The organism is Streptomyces sp. NRRL B-24484 (assembly GCF_000717715.1).
Classification (GTDB): Bacteria; Actinomycetota; Actinomycetes; order Streptomycetales; family Streptomycetaceae; genus Kitasatospora.
In genome coordinates this window covers 117,100-133,369 of sequence record NZ_JOAI01000001.1, presented here as the reverse complement: position 1 = coordinate 133,369, position 16,270 = coordinate 117,100, and the positions used below count along the sequence as shown (strand labels likewise).

The 16,270-nt window shown below is 74.9% G+C and carries 12 protein-coding genes; 5 read left to right on the top strand and 7 right to left on the bottom strand.

The genetic code is table 11. The features are described 5' to 3' along the window. Positions 1 to 420 precede the first annotated feature (420 nt). Together IE98_RS50375 and IE98_RS0100575 are read left to right on the top strand one after the other, a co-directional pair. On the top strand, positions 421 to 756 hold the full coding sequence (locus tag IE98_RS50375) for an ATP-binding protein (RefSeq protein ID WP_234443359.1): 336 nt from the start codon (positions 421 to 423) through the stop codon (positions 754 to 756). Between the two features lie 233 nt (positions 757 to 989). Continuing rightward, entirely contained in the window at positions 990 to 3,206 is a 2,217-nt protein-coding gene (locus IE98_RS0100575; protein WP_078660681.1) for a SpoIIE family protein phosphatase, read from the top strand. Positions 3,207 to 3,237: 31 nt separating this feature from the next. Here the strand turns inward: IE98_RS0100575 and IE98_RS0100570 are convergent, their stop codons facing one another. The 5 genes from IE98_RS0100570 to IE98_RS0100550 form a co-directional block, all read right to left on the bottom strand. After that, complete coding sequence (locus tag IE98_RS0100570; RefSeq protein WP_030262219.1) at positions 3,238 to 4,242, bottom strand: DUF2637 domain-containing protein; 1,005 nt, start codon at positions 4,240 to 4,242, stop codon at positions 3,238 to 3,240. A 131-nt stretch (positions 4,243 to 4,373) separates the two neighbouring features. Further along, on the bottom strand, positions 4,374 to 5,180 hold the full coding sequence (locus tag IE98_RS0100565) for a (2Fe-2S)-binding protein (RefSeq protein ID WP_030262217.1): 807 nt from the start codon (positions 5,178 to 5,180) through the stop codon (positions 4,374 to 4,376). Positions 5,181 to 5,419: 239 nt separating this feature from the next. Then, the gene (locus tag IE98_RS0100560) at positions 5,420 to 6,220 is read right to left on the bottom strand and encodes a hypothetical protein (protein WP_030262214.1); all 801 of its coding nucleotides are present in this window, start codon (positions 6,218 to 6,220) and stop codon (positions 5,420 to 5,422) included. A 145-nt stretch (positions 6,221 to 6,365) separates the two neighbouring features. Next, positions 6,366 to 7,184 (bottom strand): hypothetical protein, encoded by an 819-nt coding sequence (locus IE98_RS0100555; RefSeq protein WP_234443358.1) that lies wholly within the window; start codon positions 7,182 to 7,184, stop codon positions 6,366 to 6,368. A 203-nt stretch (positions 7,185 to 7,387) separates the two neighbouring features. Next, positions 7,388 to 7,990 carry a nucleotidyltransferase family protein gene (locus tag IE98_RS0100550; protein ID WP_030262208.1) on the bottom strand — a complete coding sequence of 201 codons (603 nt, stop codon included), beginning with the start codon at positions 7,988 to 7,990 and terminating at the stop codon, positions 7,388 to 7,390. 131 nt (positions 7,991 to 8,121) lie between these two features. On the opposite strand from IE98_RS0100550, the gene moaA reads away from it, so the two are divergent. Both moaA and IE98_RS0100540 read left to right on the top strand, forming a co-directional pair. Then, positions 8,122 to 9,162, top strand: coding sequence for a GTP 3',8-cyclase MoaA (gene moaA / locus IE98_RS0100545; RefSeq protein WP_052389956.1), 1,041 nt, complete (start codon positions 8,122 to 8,124; stop codon positions 9,160 to 9,162). A gap of 96 nt (positions 9,163 to 9,258) precedes the next feature. Next, the gene (locus IE98_RS0100540; protein WP_030262202.1) at positions 9,259 to 10,002 is read left to right on the top strand and encodes an HNH endonuclease family protein; all 744 of its coding nucleotides are present in this window, start codon (positions 9,259 to 9,261) and stop codon (positions 10,000 to 10,002) included. A 145-nt stretch (positions 10,003 to 10,147) separates the two neighbouring features. Here IE98_RS0100540 and IE98_RS0100535 read toward each other — a convergent pair whose 3' ends face one another. Then, the gene (locus tag IE98_RS0100535; RefSeq protein ID WP_030262199.1) at positions 10,148 to 12,406 is read right to left on the bottom strand and encodes an ArnT family glycosyltransferase; all 2,259 of its coding nucleotides are present in this window, start codon (positions 12,404 to 12,406) and stop codon (positions 10,148 to 10,150) included. 107 nt (positions 12,407 to 12,513) lie between these two features. Further along, positions 12,514 to 13,641 carry an alpha/beta hydrolase gene (locus tag IE98_RS0100530; RefSeq protein WP_234443357.1) on the bottom strand — a complete coding sequence of 376 codons (1,128 nt, stop codon included), beginning with the start codon at positions 13,639 to 13,641 and terminating at the stop codon, positions 12,514 to 12,516. Between the two features lie 331 nt (positions 13,642 to 13,972). On the opposite strand from IE98_RS0100530, the gene IE98_RS0100525 reads away from it, so the two are divergent. Continuing rightward, positions 13,973 to 16,204 carry an MMPL family transporter gene (locus tag IE98_RS0100525; protein WP_030262194.1) on the top strand — a complete coding sequence of 744 codons (2,232 nt, stop codon included), beginning with the start codon at positions 13,973 to 13,975 and terminating at the stop codon, positions 16,202 to 16,204. Positions 16,205 to 16,270: the final 66 nt, after the last annotated feature.

The following is a 16,270-nucleotide window of genomic DNA, read 5'->3' as shown; positions in this document are numbered from 1 at the left end:
TCCCGAGCCCCGCTTCACCCCGGATGGCCGGGACCGGGCTGTTGCGGGCCGTTGGGAATGGGCATGAGGACTTCCGACGGCTGGACGCCCTCGGAGGGGGACCGGTGGGGCGTTCCTGAGCAGGGCGGGGGCGTTTTGATGGACGGTCAGCCACGTTTTCCGCACCGGCGGCCGGCGGTCGCCGGGCCGGGCGGCGGGCGCACGGGATCCGGCGGTCGCACCGCCCGGGGCGGCGGTGCCGCCGGTGAGCCGCGGACGTCCGGTGCATCCGGTGCGGAGACCGCGGGGGCGCCGGTGCGGGCCGGCGGCCCGCCGCCGCCGAGGGCGGCGCCCGACGACGCCCCGGCCCCGCCCCGGGAGGCCGGCTGCGGGCTCCATCGCAGGCTGCACGCCGTCCTGGGGCCGGGCGAGCTGAGCGCCGTGGGCGCCGTCCGCCGCCGGCTGCGGGCCGTGCTCGACCGCTGGGGGCTGCCGCCGGAGCGCGCCGACGTCGCGGAGCTGCTTACCTCCGAGCTGATCACCAATGCACTGGTGCACACCCCGACCGGCGCGGTGTTCGACGCGGCGCTCACCCCGGAGGGGCTGCTGCGGATCGAAGTCCGTGATGGCGCGCCCGGGCTGCCCGGCCGCCGGGCGCCCGGCGAGTACGCGACCTCGGGCCGCGGACTGCTGCTGGTCGAGGCGCTGGCGGACGACTGGGGAGTGCAGCTCCGCGGCGACGGCAAGGTCACCTGGTTCGAGCTCGGACCGTCCTGAAACGTATACGAACCGTTACCTCGGCCCCATCTTTGCCCCACCTTTGCGACACCCGGACGGTGCTCCGGGATTGCCGCCTTGCCGAACATACGACAGGCTAGTGAGAATGTGTGCGCGATGCGCGGCGGGAAGAACCGATTCCCGACCTGGCCCACCGGCCGGCACACGCGATCCGATCACGACACGGCCGTGCCGTCCGCCCGGACGGCACGGCCTGCAGCGGCAGGAGACACATGGCGACAGAGCCCGAGCCGCAGGGGCCCGCGCGCCGGAGCCCACCGGCCCAGGCGGTGCGCACCGCCGCGGGCCACGCGCTGCGCACCGCGACCGCCGGCCTGCCCGTCCCCCCGACCGGCCGCAGCCTGTCCGGCCGCGGCGGCGACTCCACCCCGGACTGGCTCGAACCGGCGATGGCCGCCAACGGCATCGGCTCGTTCGACTGGGACATCCGCCGCGACATCCTCGAGGGCGACCAGCGGGCCTGCGACATCCTGGGCCTCGACCCGGACCGCTTCGACCGCAGCTCCGCCGCCTTCCTCGCCCTGCTGCACCCCGAGGACGCCCCCGTCGTCAGCCGCCGGGTCGAGCGGGCCGTCGCCGAGCTCGGCCAGTGCGGCGCGTACTACCGCACCGTCCACCCCGGTGGCGAGATGCACGCCGTGCGCTTCCGCGGCCGGGTCCTCGCCGACGCCTTCGGCCGCCCCTCCCGGATGGTCGGCTTCGTCTGGGACGCCACCGTCGAGCTGCACAAGCGCGAGAAGGCCGGCGAGCTCGCCGTGCTGCGCGAGGAGCGCTCCCGGTTCATCAAGGAGGCCGCCCGCGCGCTCTCCGAGGCCGTCACCGTCCGCGACGTCGCCCGGGTCTTCACCGAGCTGCCGCTGCCCGGCCTGCCGCCGGACGGCCTGGCGCTCGCCTCCCTGGAGGCCGGCCGGCTCGCCATCCTCGGCGCCAGCGGCTACCGCAGCGAGCTGATCGCCCGGCACGACCGCGCCCCGCTCGCCGCCGACCACCCGATGTCCTTCGCCGTCCGCACCCGCACCCCGGTCTTCATCGCCGACCGCGACGAGTACCGCGAGCGCTACCCGGAGGCCTGGGAGCAGCTCGGCGAAGGCACCGGCCGCAGCGCCTGGGCCTTCCTGCCGCTGGTCGTCAGCGGCCGGGCGATCGGCGTCTGCGTGGTCAGCTTCGACGACGACCGCGAGCTCGACGCCGACGACCGCACCCTGCTCTCCACCCTCGGCGGCCTGGTCGCGCAGTCCCTGGCCCGCGCCCAGCTGCACGACGCCGAGCACGAGCTCGCCGCCAGCCTGCAGCGGGTCATGCTGCCGCGCGCCGTGCCCTCGGTGCCCGGCGTCACCACCGCCGTCCGCTACCTCGCGGCCGGCTCCGGCCTGCAGATCGGCGGCGACTGGTACGACGTGGTGCCGCTGCCCGGCGGCCACGTGGGCCTCGTCATCGGCGACGTCCAGGGCCACGACGTGCACGCGGCCGGCATCATGGGCCAGCTCCGGATCGCGCTGCGCGCCTACGCCGCCGAGGGCCACCCGCCCGCCGCGGTGATGGCCCGCGCCTCCCGCTTCCTCGCCGACCTGGACACCGACCACTTCGCCACCTGCACCTACGCCGAGGTCAATGTCGACTACGGCGTGGTCTACGCGGTGCGGGCCGGCCACCTCGACCCGGTGGTCCGCCGGGCCGACGGCTCGGCCTCCGTCCTGCCGGTCGCCGGCGGCCTGCCGCTCGGCGTCGACCCCGACGAGGAGTACCGGGTCACCCGGTTCAGCCTCGACCCCGGCGAGACCGTGCTGCTCTGCACCGACGGCCTGGTCGAGGCCCGCGGCATGGACCTCGACACCGGCTTCGACCGGCTCTGCGAGGCGGTCGCCACACCGCTGCCGGCCCGCGACGAGTCCGCCCGCGAACCGCTGGAGGAGCTCGCCGACCGGGTCGCGGCCCGCGCCGCCGACTCCAGCGAGCGCGAGGACGACATAGCGCTGCTGCTGCTCCGCTGGGACGGCCCCTCCGGCGGCCGCGCCGCCCAGCAACTGCGGCGCCGGATCGGCCAGGCCGACCTCGCCCGGATCTCCGAGCTCCGCGGCGAACTGCGGGACGCGCTGAGACGCTGGCAGGTGCCGGACCTCATCGACACCGCCGAACTGCTCTCCTCCGAGCTGGTCACCAACGCGATCCGGCACACCGACCGGGACGCGATGTTCACCGCCCGGCTCTACCAGGCGCCCGGCCAGGGCCGGGCCCGCCTGCGGGTCGAGGTCGAGGACGAGTCGGACCTGTGGCCGACCCGCCGCACGCCCGGCGAGCAGGCCTCCTCCGGCCGCGGACTGATGCTGGTCGAGGCGCTCGCCGACGGCTGGGGCGTGGAGCCCCGCGGCTCCGGCAAGCGGATGTGGTTCGAGCTGTCCGCCGAGGGTCCCGTTTCGACGGACAGCTGAGGGGACCTCGGGCCGGGGGAGCGTCCGGCGGTCAGCCGAACTGCTGCTCCAGGTCCTTGAGCTTCTGCTCCAGGGAGTCCAGGCGGGGCAGCGTCATGGTGTCCTCCTCCGGCGTCAGGTCGACACTCGGCGCCGGCCGGACGGGCAGCCCCGGGTGCGGGGCCGCCCGCCCCTCGGCGGGGGCGGGGTCGCCGGCTATGACGGGCTCCGTGCCGCCCGCCTCCAACTGACGGGCGGCGGAACGCTGCCGCCAGACGCCGTGGTGGCGGCCGAGGGCGCGGATCTCGGCCCGTTCGCGCCGGCTGGCGCGCCGCCGGCGCTCGCGGTCGGCGGCGGCCGTGCGCCGGTCGTCGCGGACCTCCTCCACGGCCTCGTCCAGCGTGCGCACCCCCTCCAGCAGCATCAACGACCAGGCGGCGTAGGTCTCCCGCGGCGCCCGCAGCCAGCGGACGATCCGGATCTGCGGCAACGGACGGGGCACCAGGCCCTGTTCGCGCAGCGCCGCCCGGCGGGTCTGCTTGAGCGCCCGGTCGAAGAGCACGGCCGCCGAGAGCGACATGCCGGCGAAGAACTGCGGCGCCCCGGCGTGGCCCAGGCCCCGCGGCGCGTGCACCCAGTTGAACCAGGCGGAGGCGCCGGCGAACAGCCACACCAGCAGCCGGGAACCGAGGGCCGCGTCGCCGTGGCTGGCCTCGCGGACGGCCAGCACCGAGCAGAACATCGCGGCACCGTCCAGGCCGAACGGCACCAGGTACTCCCAGCCCCCGGAGAGGTTGAGGTTCTGCACGCCGAAGCCGACCAGGCCGTGGAAGGACAGCGCCGCGGCGACCGCGGCGCAGCAGAAGAGCAGGGTGTACGAGGCGGCCCCGTACAGGGATTCCTTGCGGCGGCGGCGTTCCTCCGAGCGCTCCCAGGAATCGGACCCGCCCGTCGCCGCGGCCGCCCGGTTGCGGGCGAACGCCACGAGCACGGCGGCGACCACCAGGAGGGCCGTGCCCACCGCGCCCCAGCCCAGTGGTATGTCGGACAGTCTCATGACCTGAACCAGCCTCGCTTTCCTGCGTAGGGACGGCTGGACCATGATGGCGGAGAATTCGGGCGCCGAAGGGCGGGATTACCGGCGATGCACCGGTGCGGGGGAATTATCGGCGAATATTCGAATGGCAATCACCTTTCCCGCTGCCGCGGGCAGGTGAAACACAGCTCGTTCGGGCTAACGGTGTAGAACAGGCAGCAGGTCGACCGAGAGCGTGTGCGCATTCCGTCCGCCGTGCGGAAGGCGGCGCCGCCGACGAAGGGCGCCGGTCCGCCGCCGGGCAGCAGGGCGGTGAGCTCCGCGACCGCGCGCTCCTCCTCGCCGAGTCGGCCGGCCAGGAACCAGAGTCCCTCGACCACGTCGTCGGTCGCGGTGCCCCAGAGGGTCCGCGGGCCGCGCCGCACCCAGGGGCGGAACGCGGCCACCATCGGCGCCACGTGCTCGTGCACGGCGTCCAGCAGTTCGGCGCGCAGGGCGGCCTCGTCCGGCACCGTACGCAGCAGCCCCCCGGCGGCGAGCGGGTCGCCCGGCAGGCCGACCAGTTCGACCGGGTCGACGGCGAGTTCGCCGTGCGCCCGGTGGAAGGCGACCCGGCCGACCGGCAGCCGCGGCACCCGGCGCTCCAGGAACCACGGCAGGGTGATCGCCAGCGCCACCGGCCACACCCAGCGGTGGAAGCAGAAGCCCGCCGCCACGTCCGGGCGCAGCGGGGTGCCGTGGTCGCGCTCGCCGGCCTCGGCGTCGAAGGCGATCGCGGCGCGGACGGCCTCCGGGTCGGCGGCCAGCCGCCCGGCTGCGACCCAGCCGGTGCCGGAGGGCGGCGGCGCCTGCCGGACGCGCAGCGCGGGGTGGGCGGCGGTCAGTCTGCGGTAGCTGCCCGCGAGCGGCGGTTCGGGGCGGGCCGGCACCGGGGCGGCCTCAGTGGCGGTCAGGGTCATGCGGGCCCCAGCGGTACGGGGCTCGGCGGAGCCCGGGGACGGCGTCGGCGGAACCCGTCCGGGGCACTGCTCGCCCCGGACAGGTTAGCCTTACCTTAGCTCACGCCGGCGGGGCTGCCGAGGCCGCCCGGGGCGGGCGTCGGTGCCGCCGGTGCCGGGGCCGTCGGCCGCGGTCGCGGGACGGACCGGGGGAGCGGCTGCGCGGTGCGGGCGGCCCGCGCCGCGCGGGTGCCGCCCCCTCAGGCCGTCCCCGGTGCCCGGACCGCCGAGCCGTCCCGGTCCGCGTTCTGCGACGGGACCTGCAGCCGGCCGGCCAGCCAGACCGGCACGCCGCCCAGGGCCTGGACGAGCCGGGCCGCCTCGGCCCGCAACCGGGTCGCCTCCGCCGGCTCGACGACGTCCGCGAGGGAGGCCAGGGCCGGCGCCACCCCCACCGTGAAGCCGAGTTCCTCACGCAACCGCAGCGAGGCCCGGAACCCCTCCCTGGCCCGCTCCCGGTCGCCGCCGGCCAGCGCCAGCCCGGCCAGGTGCCGCCAGGTGTACGAGCAGAGCAGGTCGTCGTGGCGCTCCACCGCGGCGTCGTGCGCCCGGCGGTAGGCGATCCGCGCCGCCGCCGGGTCGTGCAGCAGGTTCTCGGCGACCAGGCCGCGACGGAAGTCCAGCAGCGGCCGGCCCGGCGCGTCCGGGGCGAGCAGGGCGGACGTCCGGCCGAGCGCGGCCTGCGCCTCGTCCAGCCGGTCCCGCCTGCCCAGCACGCTCGCCACGTACGCGAGGAACCCGCGGGCGCAGGCCGCCGCGGCCCGCTGCCCCGGCGCCGCCGCCCCAGCCTCGGCGAGCCGCAGCGCCGCCTCCGCCTCGGCCCAGTTCGCGGCCGTGAACATGCACTGCTCGATGAGGAGTTCGGCCCGCTCCAGGGCGGCGGTCGGATCCCTTCCGGCGTGCGGTCGCAGTAACTCCGCAGCCTCCTGCCAGCATCCGCGCGACCGCAGCCGCCATACGGCGTCCGCCACGCCCCCCGGGCCCGTTCCGTGCTCCGACAACGCCACCTCCTTGTGTGCGCCATCCGGCAGGGGCGCGGCCGTCCCCTCCGCCGCGCTGTGGCGGCAATTCAACACGGGGGCGAGCTTGTGCACCAGATCACGAGCGGTACGGATTGCGGAGTGGCACCCTCCGCCGCGGCGGGGGTCAGGACGTCCAGCCGGTCTCCATCAGCGCCTCGGCCGCGCCGTTCGCCGGCTGCGGGATGCCCGAGGCGTCCAGCGTGAACAGCGCGACCAGCAACTGCTCGCCGCGGACCACCGCCTGGTGCGAGTAGCCGGCCAGGGTGAACATCGCCGCCGCCATCTCCTCGCTGTGCAGCGTCTGCATCCACAGGCACTCGACGGCCTTCACGTCCGCCGGGTCCGGCCAGGTGTCCACCTGGGCCACCATCCGGGAGCCGAGCAGCGTCACCGCCTCGCGGTCCTGGCCGTCCGTCAGCTCCAGGTCCTCGAAGCCCAGCCACTGCAGGTAGCGGGCCGCGGCCGGCAGCGCGTCCTGCGGCGCGTGCACCGGCTGCGGGCGGAACGGCGGCCGCATCAGCCGGTGCCGGCCCGACGGCGACGCCACCTGCTCCGGCGGCACCGCCGTGGTGTACGGCCGCGCGCCCAACGGCCGGCCGGCCGTCCCGGCGGAGGGCGTCCGCGGGGAGCGGTCCACCGGCAGCCGGACGGTCGCCCCGCAGTTGCAGGTGAACTCCGGCTGCGGCCACTGGTCGTTGCGGCCGCAGTGCGGGCACCGCATGCTCAACCAGGAGTCCTCCCAGGAGCGGAACCGCACCTGCACCGGCACCCCGCCGCGCAGCAGCGGCACCCGCAGCTGCGCCCCGCACGGACACGGCAGGCTCGGCGGCTCGTACACGTGTTCGGCACGGCAGGCCGGGCAGCGGATCGCGGTGCCACCCGCGGACGGGGCGGGGCCGGGCGCCCGGTCGCTGAAGTCGTCGGGCTGCGGCACTGCGGTCATGGCTGGCACCGTCCGTTCGGTGTCGGCTGGGCAGGTCACCCATATCTTCGCTGATCCGGGCAGGTGGTGGAACGGGTTACGGCAAACCTCAGGGAGAGTTGAGGGGCGTACGACCCGTCGGCGGCGGCGCCCCCGCCGAACAGCGGGGGCACCAGTGGCCGAGGCGTACGCGAGGGGCCAACGCGCCTTCGCCGCAAGCCGGTTCAGCCGGCGGACGCCGTCCACCGGGCCAGGTCCTCCGGGGTGTCCAGGTCGTCCGGCACCGCGACGTCGCCGCACTCCACCAGGAGGAGCCCCCCGGCGTGCGCGGCCAGCAGTGCGCGCGCCCCCGCGTCCCCGGTGGCCCCGGCCGCCGCCTCCGCGAAGTACCGCGACCCGATCAGCACCGGATGCCCGCGCCGCCCGCCGTACGCCGCCGCCACCAGCTGCCCGCCCGACCGGTGCGCCGCCAGCAGCCGCCGCACCGCCTCCGGGGTCACCCCCGGGGTGTCCACCAGCATCACCAGCACCGCCGGCGCACCGGCCGGCAGCGCCGCCAGCCCCGCCCGCAGCGAGGAGCCCATCCCGCTCTCCCACGCCGGGTTGTCGACCAGCAGGCAGCCGCCCGTCTCCGCCCGCGCCCGCACCTCGTCCCGGGCCGCCCCCAGCACCGCCACCACCGGCCCGCAGCCGCCCGCCCGCACCACCTCCAGCGCGTGCTCCAGCAGCGGCCGCCCGCGGTGCTCCACCAGCGCCTTCGGCCGACCGCCCAGCCGCCGCCCGCCGCCCGCCGCCAGTACCAGGGCCGGAATCCGCCGATCACTCATGCCCCCAGTCTCCCGACCCGGCCGCCGCAGCGGCAGTTGGACGATCCGACAAGGCGACCTCGCAGGTCAGAGGCGGACACCGGAACTTCCGCCGCTGGCCGCGACCCCCGCCCGCGCCCTGTACTGGGCGCATGGCACCCCGCTCCACCGCTCCAGGCACCGCGCAGCCCCCCGGCGGCCCCCTGCTCGACCGTTACGGCCGGATCCACACCGACCTGCGGATCTCGCTGACCGACCGCTGCAACCTGCGCTGCACCTACTGCATGCCCGCCGAGGGCCTGAACTGGCTGCCCCGCCCCGAACTCCTCACCGACGACGAGGTCGTCCGGCTCGCCCGGATCGCCGTCCACCGCCTCGGCATCCGCAGCCTGCGCCTCACCGGCGGCGAACCCCTGCTCCGCCGCGGCCTGCCCGGCCTGGTCGCCGCCCTCACCGCCCTCGACGGCCCGGACGGCGGCCCCGAGCTCTCGCTCACCACCAACGGCATCGGCCTCGCCCGAACCGCCGCCGACCTGAAGGCCGCCGGCCTGCACCGGGTCAACGTCTCCCTGGACACCCTCCGCCCCGAGCGGTACGCCGAGATCACCCGCCGCGACCGGCTCACCGACGTGCTCGAAGGACTCGCCGCCGCCCGCACCGCCGGCCTCGACCCCGTCAAGATCAACGCCGTCCCCGTCCACGGCGTCAACGACGACGAACTGCGCGACCTCGTCGAGTTCGCCGCCGAGCACGGCTACCGGATGCGCTTCATCGAATCCATGCCGCTCGACGCCCAGGGCGCCTGGGACCGCGCCCGCATGGTCACCGCCGACGAGATCCTCACCGACCTCGGCGGCCGCTGGCAGCTCGTCCCGGTCGGCCGGCACGGCAACGCCCCCGCCGAGGAGTGGCGGATCGCCGGCACCGACACCGTCGTGGGCGTCATCGCCTCCGTCACCCGGCCGTTCTGCGGCGGCTGCGACCGCGTCCGGCTCACCGCCGACGGCCAACTGCGCAACTGCCTCTTCGCCACCGAGGAGTCCGACCTGCGCGCCCTGCTGCGTGGCGGCGCCGACGACGACCGGATCGAGGCCGCCTGGCGCGCCACCATCGCCCGCAAGGGCCCCGGCCACGCCATCGACTCGGCCGGCTTCGTCCGCCCCGACCGCCCGATGTCCGCGATCGGCGGCTGACCGCCGCCACCCCGCCGCCACCCCGCGGCTTGACCGGGCGGGACGGCCCCTGCTCTGCTGGTGCGCCGTCACCGCCACACCGTCGGGGGAGAACCCGTGCGCGCCCGTCCTGCCACCGCCCTGTCCGCCCTGCTGCTGCCCGCCCTCCTGCTCACCGCCTGCACCTCCGGCACCCCCGGCAGCTCGGCGGACCACGCCCCGGCCGGCGCCCTCGGCACCAGCCCGCTGCAGAACCCGGACGGCACCAAGCCCGGCCTCGGCCCGCTCACCTCCGCCGCCGACCACAAGGCCGGCCGCGACCTGATCGGCAAGGTCCGCACCGCCGCGGCGGGGCCCCGGACCGGCTACGACCGCGACCAGTTCGGCCCCGCCTGGACGGACAACGTCGACGGCACCGCCCTCGGCCACAACAACTGCGACACCCGCAACGACCTGCTCGCCCGGGACGGCCGCTCCGTCCAGCACAAGGACGGCTCCGCCTGCACCGTCACGTCCATGACCATCCACGACCCGTACACCGGGAAGGACGTGCAGTGGACGAAGGCGCAGGCCACGAGGATCCAGATCGACCACGTGATGCCGCTCTCCTACGACTGGCAGATGGGCGCCGCGAAGTGGGACAAGGCCAAGCGGGTCCGGATCGCCAACGACCCGCTCAACCTGATCCCCGCCGACGGCCCGCAGAACTCCGCCAAGGGCGACTCCGGCCCCTCCGAGTGGCTCCCCGCCGACGCCGGGATCCGCTGCGCCTACGTCGTCCGCTTCGCCCAGGTCGCCCTCAAGTACGACCTGCCGGTCACCCCGGCCGACAAGCAGACCATGCTCGCCCAGTGCAGCTGACCCTCCGGGAACGGCGCACCTGACGGCCCAGGCAGAGCAAAGCCAGGGGCGCGGGGGCTGCGCGGGCGGGAGGTAACAGTCCGTACCTTCCGCTGCGCGCAGTTCCCCGCGCCCCTTGAGGTCGGCCTCTGCTGTGCGGGCAGCCCTACTTCTGGGCCGTCAGGTCGTAGACGGTGGTGCTGCCGACGGTCTTGGCGGTGAAGTTCTCCGAGACCCAGGTGGCGATCTGCGAGGACTCGGAGGAGCCGCCCATGCCGCCTCCGCCCCCGAAGCCTCCGCCGCCGATGAACCAGTGCACCTTGCCCTCCTTCACGTACTCCTGGAACCGGGCCAGGGTCAGCGACGGGTCGGTGCCGTTGAAGCCGCCCAGGGCCATCACCGGCTCACCGGTGGCGAGCTGGTAGCTGGCCTGGTTCTGCGAGCCGACGGCGGCCGCGACCCAGGTGTACTGCGAGGCGTCCTGCTTGAGCAGGGCGGAGAGCTCGCTGCTCACCCGGGCGCCGTTGAGCAGTCCGCCCATGCCGCCGGCTCCACCCGCGCCGCGCCCGGTCCGGCCGTCGCCGCCGGTCCCGGCGCCGGGGAAGCCCTGCCCGTTCATGCCCGGGAACCCGTTCTGGCCGTTCGTCCCGGGGAAGCCCTGCCCCTGTCCCTGCGTCTGGCCCTGACCGGTCCGGCCGCCCTGCATGCCCGGGGGGAACCCCGTGCCGCCCGGCATGCCGCCGCCCGCCCGGAACCGGCCGCCGCCGGGTCCGCCGAAGCCGTTGCCGCCCTGGACCTGCGGGCCGGCCGTGACGATGGAGCCGCTGTGCCCGGTGGAGACGGTCTGCACCGCGTAGGCGGTCGGCCCGCCGAGCGCCGCGGCCAGCGCCGCCAGCCCGGCGACCGTGGCCAGTCGTGCCCCGAGCGGCCCGCTGAGCCGTCCGGCGAGCGGGAGGGCGACCGCGGCGGCGAGGCCGCCGATCAGCACGGCCCAGCGCAGCCACGGCAGGAAGTCGGCGCTGCGGCCGAGCAGCACGTACGCCCAGACCGCGGTGACGGCGACGGTGCCGCCGAGCAGGGCGGCGTACGGCAGCCGGTGCCGGGCCCGCCAGAGGCCGTCCGTGCCCATGCCGACGAGGGCGGCGACCGCGGGGACGAGGGCCACCGTGTAGTACTGGTGGAAGATGCCGGACATGAAGCTGAAGGTCAGCGCGGTGCAGACCAGCCAGCCGCCCCAGACCAGGAAGGCGGCCCGGGCGCTGTCGGTGCGCGGGTGGCGGCGGGTCGCCCAGAGGCCGACCACCAGCAGGATCAGGGCGGCGGGCATCAGCCAGGCGATCTGTCCGCCGATGTCGCCGTCGAAGAGCCGGGTGATGCCGGTCTCGCCCCACATGCCGCCGCCGGCGCCGCCGCGGCCGCCGCCGCCGACGCTGCCGGTCTCGTTGCCGGTGATCCGTCCGAAGCCGTTGTAGCCGAAGGTCACCGAGAGGAAGTCGTTGTCCTGGGAGCCGCCGATGTAGGGGCGGGCGGAGGCGGGGACGAGTTCCACGATCGCGACCCACCAGCCGGCGGCGACGACCATGGCGAGGCCGGCCCACAGCAGCTGCCGGAACCGGCGGCCGAGGCCGGTGGGGGCGGTGACCAGGTAGACCAGCGCGAAGGCCGGCAGCACCAGGAAGGCCTGCAGGGTCTTGGTGAGGAAGCCGAAGCCGAACATCACGCCGGCGAACACCAGCCAGCGGGTGCTCGCCGTCTCGGTCGCCCGGACGACGCCGTACGCGGCCAGCGTGAGCAGCAGCACCAGCAGCGCGTCCGGGTTGTTGAAGCGGAACATCAGGGCCGCGACCGGGGTGAGCGCCAGGGCGGCGCCGGCCACCAGGCCGCCGACCGGCGAGAAGCGACGGCGCACGGTGGCGTACACGGTGGCGACGGTCGCCACGGCCATCAGCACCTGCGGTGCGAGGATGCTGCCGGAGCTCAGGCCGAACAGCCGCACCGAGAGGGCCATCGGCCACAGCGACATCGGCGGCTTGTCGACGGTGATGAAGTTCGCCGCGTCGGAGGAGCCGTAGAAGAAGGCCTTCCAGCTCTGCGAGCCGGCCTGGACGGCGGCCGAGTAGAAGGAGTTCGCCCACCCGGAGGCGGTCAGGTTCCAGAAGTAGAGGGCGGCGGTCGCGGCGAGCAGTGCCAGGAACGCCGGCCGGACCCAGCGCGGGTCGTCCGCGCGGCCGCGCCAGGCGCGGGCCGGCAGGGTCCGCAGCCGGCCGGCCCACGACCCGGGCCCCTTGGGGCCGCGCGGCGGCAGCTCGGCCGGCGGGAAGAGCGGTTCGACCGTGGCCCGCCGGTCGGCGGGCGCCGGCGGCGGGTAGTTCGCGGCCTCGGGCCACGGTTCGCTGGTCGGAGGTACGGAACTGGTCGTGGTCATGGGGGATACGCTGGCGGCGCAGGCTGAGAGCCCCATGAGAGCGGCCTATGAGCCCGGTGTGATCTTCTTCGGCCCCGGGGAACGGTCCCGGCGGGGCCGTCGGTGCGTCAGCCGGCGGGCGCGGGCGGGGCCAGCCGGTGGCCGAGCCACTCCAGCGCGGGCGGGATCTCCCGCGTCCAGGTCCGGAAGTTGTGGCCGCCGGTGTCCAGGGTGATCGTGGACATCCGGGTGGGCGCCTTGAAGGCGGTGACCATCTTCTGGGTGGCGCCGTAGTTGTGCTCGTCGTAGCTGGTGGCCAGCAGCAGCGAGACCGGCGCGGCGGGCTGCGTCCGCAGCCGCCACAGCAGGTCGTTCTCCTGCTTCAGGTGCGGCTTGCCTCCGAAGAGGTCGCCGGTGGTCGGATCGGTCGGGGCGCTGTAGTAGCCGGAGAGCGAGATCGCCGAGCGGTACGAGTCGGGCTTGCGCAGCGCGAACTTGAGGGCGCAGTAGCCGCCGGTGGAGTCGCCGACCGCGGCCCGCGCCTCGGGCCGGTCCAGGACGCGGTAGGTGCCGGCCATCGCCCGCGGGAGGTCCTCGGTGAAGAAGGTCTCCACCTGGGGGCCGCCGGGGATGTCCATGCACTCGGTGTCCCGGTTGCCGCCCAGGGTGGGCCGCATCATCACCAGCACGGTGGGCGGCAGCTGGCCGGCCTGGATCGCCTTCAGCGTGGAGTCCGGGTACTCCAGCAGCGAGATCAGCTTCTCCGCCGAGCCGGGGTAGCCGGAGAGCACCAGCGCCATCGGGAAGCGGCTGTGCGCGTAGGCGGGCTGGAAGTACTGCGGCGGCAGGTAGACGTAGGCGGGGGTGCCGGTGAGGCCGGAGGCGGCGCCGCGGATGCGGACCTTCTCGATCGTCCCGGAGCGGTCCTCGGCGGAGCCCTGCGCGGAGTACATCTTCTGCTGCCCCAGCACCGACACGGCGCGGCCGCCGGGCTCGTGGTCGACGACCGTGCCCGGCTTGCCGTCGGTGCCGAGCAGGTCGCCCCAGGTGGTGTAGAAGCCGAAGTAGGCGTTGGCGATCAGGCCGATCGCCGCGAACACGGCGAGCTGGGTGCCGAAGAAGGCGCCGAGCCGGCCGAGCCAGGCCTTCCAGCTGCGGCCGGCCAGCCTCGGCCAGAGCCACATGGTCGCGGCGAAGGCGGCGACGGCGAGGAGGACGGCGAGGACGCGCAGCGGCAGTCCGGTCAGGCTCAACACGCGTTGATCGTAGAGGACTGTCAGAAAGCACTCAGAACGCCCCCAGCCGGTGTCGAGAATGTGCACGGACGGCCCGTGCGGCAGTGGACCTGACGGGCGGTCGGCGGGGGCCGCACCCGATCCGGGGGGCAGCGGCGTCCGGGGGACGGGGCGGTGTGTCGGCCCGCCCGGCGGCCGGTCCGCTGCCTACGCTCGTCACCGGCCGTCAACCGCCGATCACCGTTCGCACCGCCGATCCCCGCTCGCACCGCCGGACACCCCGGCGTGCCGGCACCCGACAGCCCCATGCACCGCCGGTGGCTCCCGGCCGTGCCGACCCCCGGGAGGGCGCATGCCGTCATCGCCGCCGAGCACCGCCGCCGCGGAAAGGACCCGCCGACCCGGGGTGCTGCACCGGCTCGGCGCATGGTGCGCCCGGCACGGCGTCCTCGTCCTGATCGCCTGGCTGGTCGCGCTGGGCGGCATCCAGGCCGCCGACCGGGTGGTCGGCGGCACCTTCTCGGACGACTTCAACATCTCCAGCAGCCAGGCCCAGAAGGGCCTCGACGTGCTGCGGGCGCACAACCCGGCCGCCGGCGGCGTCGGCTCGCAGATCGTGCTGCACGACGCCCAGGCGCTCACCGGCTTCACCGACCAGATCAACCAGGCGGTCGCCAACCTGCAGCAGGTGCCGAACGTGCTGTCGGTGCAGAACCCCCTGCCGCAGCCCGGCCAGCCGACCACCCAGACCCCGAACGGCCCGCTCTCCACCGACGGGCTGACCGCCTTCATCACCTTCAAGACCGACGCCAACCCGAGCACCTACGGCAGCGACTACCTGACCAAGGTGGACAACGCGGTCGCCCCGCTGCGCCAGGCCGGGGTGCAGGTGGAGTACGGCGGTCCGCTGGGCGAGGCGGCCCGGCCGAAGGCCGACGACCGCAGCAGCGAGGCGATCGGCTTCGCGGTGGCGATCGTGGTGCTGCTGATCGGCTTCGGCAGCGTGATCGCGGCGGGTCTGCCGCTGATCAACGCGCTGATCGCGGTGATCGTCGGCCTCGGCTGCCTCGGCCTGCTCGCCGCGGCGACCACCTTCGCGACCGTGTCGCCGACCCTGGCCACCATGATCGGCCTCGGTGTCGGCATCGACTACGCGCTGTTCCTGCTGACCCGCTACCGGCAGGGGCTGATGGACGGCGGGGACCCGGCGGGCTCGGCCGGACACGCGGTGTCCACCGCGGGCCGGGCGGTGCTGGTCTCCGGCTGCACGGTGATCATCGCGCTGGCGGGCCTGTCGGTCTCCGGGGTCAGCTTCATCTCCAAGCTGGGTCTGGCCGCGGGCGTCACCGTGGTGACGGCGGTCGCCGGTGCGCTGACCCTGCTGCCGGCGATGCTCGGCATCATCGGCCGGGCGATCGACCGCTGGCACGTGCGCAAGCCGGTCGCCGAGAGCAACGCCGCGCCGGGCGAGGAGGTCACCGGCACCTGGCACCGCTACGCGCAGGTCGTGGAGCGCCACCCGTGGCGGTTCCTGGTCTCCGGCGTGGTCGTGGTGTGCGTGCTGGCGATCCCGCTGTTCTCGATCCAGCTCGGGCACATCGACGACGGCGCCGACCCGCCGTCCTTCACCGACAAGCGGGCCTTCGACCTGATGTCGGACGCGTTCGGTCCCGGCTCCAACGGCCCGCTGACGGTGGTGATCGACCAGACGAACGTGCCGGCGGCGAACCAGCAGGCGGTGGTCACCTCCGTCCAGCAGGCCCTGACCGGCACCCCGAACATCGCGAGCATCGGCCCGTTCCTGCCGTCCAGCGACAACGACGTGCTGACCTCCACGGTGATCCCGGCCCAGCAGCCGCAGGACGAGAAGACCACCCAGCTGGTCAACGACCTGCAGGACACCACGCTGCCGAAGGCCGTGGCCAACACCCCGGCGATCACCTACGTGACGGGCACGACCGCCGCCCAGGTGGACTTCCGCGACATCGTCGCCAGCCGGCTGCCGGCGATCATCGCGGTGGTCGTCGGGCTGGCCTTCCTGATCATCCTGGCGGTCTTCCGCGGCCTGCTGGTGGCGGTCAAGGCGGCGGTGCTGAACCTGCTGTCGATCGCGGCCTCGTACGGCGTGGTGGTGGCGGTCTTCCAGTGGGGCTGGGGCGGTCCGGCGCTGGGGGTGTCGGGGACGGTGCCGATCGAGAGCTACGTGCCGATGATGATGTTCGCCATCGTCTTCGGCCTGAGCATGGACTACGAGGTGTTCCTGCTGTCGCGGGTGCACGAGAACTGGACGCGCACCGGGGACGCCAAGGGCAGTGTCGCGCACGCGCTGGAGATCACCGCCCGGGTGATCACCTGTGCGGCGCTGATCATGGTGAGCGTCTTCGCGGCGTTCATCCTGAGCGACAACATCGTGGTGAAGATGCTGGGCCTGGGCCTCGCGGTGAGCGTGCTGATCGACGCGACCGTCGTCCGGCTGCTGATGGTGCCGGCGGTGCTCACGCTGCTCGGCCCGCACGCCTGGTGGACGCCGCGCTGGCTGGACAGGATCCTGCCGCACATCAATCCGGAGGGCGACGAGGCCTGAGCCCCGCACGCGCACGGCGCGGCCGCCGCACCGGTGCTCCGGTGCGGCGGCCGCCGTGTGACGGAC

What these genes read in the sequence shown, in the direction of transcription:
- IE98_RS0100575 (WP_078660681.1), top strand. Translation starts at nt 990, where the DNA reads ATGGCGACAGAGCCCGAGCCGCAGGGGCCCGCGCGCCGGAGCCCACCG.
- IE98_RS0100570 (WP_030262219.1), bottom strand. Translation starts at nt 4,242, where the DNA reads ATGAGACTGTCCGACATACCACTGGGCTGGGGCGCGGTGGGCACGGCC.
- IE98_RS0100565 (WP_030262217.1), bottom strand. Translation starts at nt 5,180, where the DNA reads ATGACCCTGACCGCCACTGAGGCCGCCCCGGTGCCGGCCCGCCCCGAA.
- IE98_RS0100555 (WP_234443358.1), bottom strand. Translation starts at nt 7,184, where the DNA reads ATGACCGCAGTGCCGCAGCCCGACGACTTCAGCGACCGGGCGCCCGGC.
- IE98_RS0100550 (WP_030262208.1), bottom strand. Translation starts at nt 7,990, where the DNA reads ATGAGTGATCGGCGGATTCCGGCCCTGGTACTGGCGGCGGGCGGCGGG.
- moaA (WP_052389956.1), top strand. Translation starts at nt 8,122, where the DNA reads ATGGCACCCCGCTCCACCGCTCCAGGCACCGCGCAGCCCCCCGGCGGC.
- IE98_RS0100535 (WP_030262199.1), bottom strand. Translation starts at nt 12,406, where the DNA reads ATGACCACGACCAGTTCCGTACCTCCGACCAGCGAACCGTGGCCCGAG.
- IE98_RS0100525 (WP_030262194.1), top strand. Translation starts at nt 13,973, where the DNA reads ATGCCGTCATCGCCGCCGAGCACCGCCGCCGCGGAAAGGACCCGCCGA.